Source organism: Massilia sp. ST3 (assembly GCF_018119405.1).
Lineage (GTDB): Bacteria > Pseudomonadota > Gammaproteobacteria > Burkholderiales > Burkholderiaceae_D > Telluria.
In genome coordinates this window covers 1-1547 of record NZ_JAGPWC010000144.1, presented here as the reverse complement: position 1 = coordinate 1547, position 1547 = coordinate 1, and the positions used below count along the sequence as shown (strand labels likewise).

4 protein-coding genes are annotated in these 1547 nt (G+C 56.4%); 2 read left to right on the top strand and 2 right to left on the bottom strand.

Annotated features, from left to right (window positions below):
• The first annotated feature begins 232 nt into the window (after positions 1 to 232).
• A complete protein-coding gene (locus tag KBW98_RS24120) occupies positions 233 to 604 on the top strand; it encodes an alpha/beta hydrolase family protein (RefSeq protein ID WP_373889000.1) in 372 nt (123 codons plus the stop codon).
• On the top strand, positions 495 to 854 hold the full coding sequence (locus tag KBW98_RS24115) for a S9 family peptidase (protein ID WP_307727625.1): 360 nt from the start codon (positions 495 to 497) through the stop codon (positions 852 to 854). The genes KBW98_RS24120 and KBW98_RS24115 overlap by 110 nt, the downstream gene beginning before the upstream one ends.
• Here KBW98_RS24115 and KBW98_RS23755 read toward each other — a convergent pair.
• Positions 812 to 1222: a DUF2061 domain-containing protein gene (locus KBW98_RS23755; protein WP_211522631.1), complete on the bottom strand. Its 411-nt coding sequence runs from the start codon at positions 1220 to 1222 to the stop codon at positions 812 to 814. The genes KBW98_RS24115 and KBW98_RS23755 overlap by 43 nt on opposite strands.
• 27 nt (positions 1223 to 1249) lie before the next feature.
• Positions 1250 to 1547: hypothetical protein (locus tag KBW98_RS23750; protein WP_211522630.1), on the bottom strand; the 298-nt coding region annotated here is incomplete at its 5' end.

The following is a 1547-nucleotide window of genomic DNA, read 5'->3' as shown; positions in this document are numbered from 1 at the left end:
TCAGCGATACGCAGGCAAACTTGGATCCCGGCCAAGAGGGACGCCTAGTTCCGGAATGACGTTTTTATGCTGCGGTTCATGGCGGACCGATCGCGCGGGACGATTGGGAATTCAACGAGGAAGTGTATTTGCTCGCAAGCCGTGGCAATCTCGTATTGCAGCCGCAGTTCACGGTTCGATCGGATTCGTCCGCAGTTTCAAAGAGGCAGGCTACCGGCAGTAGGATCGTGCGATACAGGACGACATCACGGCGGGTGCCGAACACCTCATCAGGCAAGGCCTTGCGGATCGGGCGCGCATCTGCATCGTCGGGGCAAGCTATGGCGCTTACGCACCCTTGTGGGGCCTCGTCGGGACGCCAGCGCTCTATCGTTGCGGCGTGAGCTTCGCCGGCGTGACCGAAATCAGCCGCATGTACTCGGACTGGTCCGACCGCGCGAGCGACAAGGTGGCAAGGCAAATGATGAAGTTCAGGATCCGGTGTCGCCTCTCTCATGCACGCCGACAAGATCAACGTGCCCGTATTGCTGATGCACGGCGACGAAGACCTGCGAGTACCGATCTCGCATGGCAAGAAGATGCGGGACGCGCTCGAGCGATATAAGAAGCCGGTAACGTGGATCAGCTTCCTCGAAGAAGGTCATGGCCTGACCTCTATCCCTAGCCCGACGCGCTACTACACCAAGCTGCGCGATTTCCTCGGCCAGCACATCGGCCTGGCTCCCGGCAAAAGGCGGAAACACCGTAGGCATGCAGCCTTCGGAAGCTTCGGCGGACTGCATGACGCTTGCTTTGCATCAGATAACTGTGTTCACGCTACACCAAGCTTTCCGCTGACGCGCAGCTCAAGTTGATCCCAGAAGCGGTCATGTACTGGCAGCAGCAAGACATTGCACACTGGTTCCAGTAGCGCAGCCATGCCACCGAAAGCCAGGGAACCGGTCGCCGCATACATGACGGAGAACGCGATGACCATGTGCATGGCGGCCTGGCTCAGCTTTTCGCCGCCGACCACCAGGTAGCGTTCGCGGCCCGTCACCGACCGTTGGCGAAGCGCGGTCCACGCCTTTTCATGGAAGGGTAGCAGCAGCACGTTAATGACCGGTTCGATGACGATGGCAAGGCCGCCGAAGACGAGAGACCCAGTCATTGCGTAGGCGATTGCAAACGCAATGCCCATATGCGTAAAAACCTGGCTCGTTCTCTTTGCTGCGGCGACCATGACGTTTTCCTTCTTGATCCGTTATCACTACTGTGAGCTCAAATGATAAGGATTCTCATTGATAGTGAAAAGCAATTTAAATTTAATGGGTTGATAGCCAGTTCCTATTTTCCGATCCTGATGTGTCACCCATGCCATGTCGCAAGCGAGCAACGCCCTTGCGGGATGTGTCACGAGTTTGTTATAGTTTCGTTTCGCCTGACGCAGACGTGGTCTCTCGGAGATCCAAGCGGAAGGTTGAAGAAAAAAGAAGTTGACGACAAACGCAAAACACCGCATAATCTCGCTTCTCTGCTGCTGACGAACACAACGCTTCGTCGACAAG

What these genes read in the sequence shown, in the direction of transcription:
- KBW98_RS24115 (WP_307727625.1), top strand. Translation starts at nt 495, where the DNA reads ATGCACGCCGACAAGATCAACGTGCCCGTATTGCTGATGCACGGCGAC.
- KBW98_RS23755 (WP_211522631.1), bottom strand. Translation starts at nt 1,222, where the DNA reads ATGGTCGCCGCAGCAAAGAGAACGAGCCAGGTTTTTACGCATATGGGC.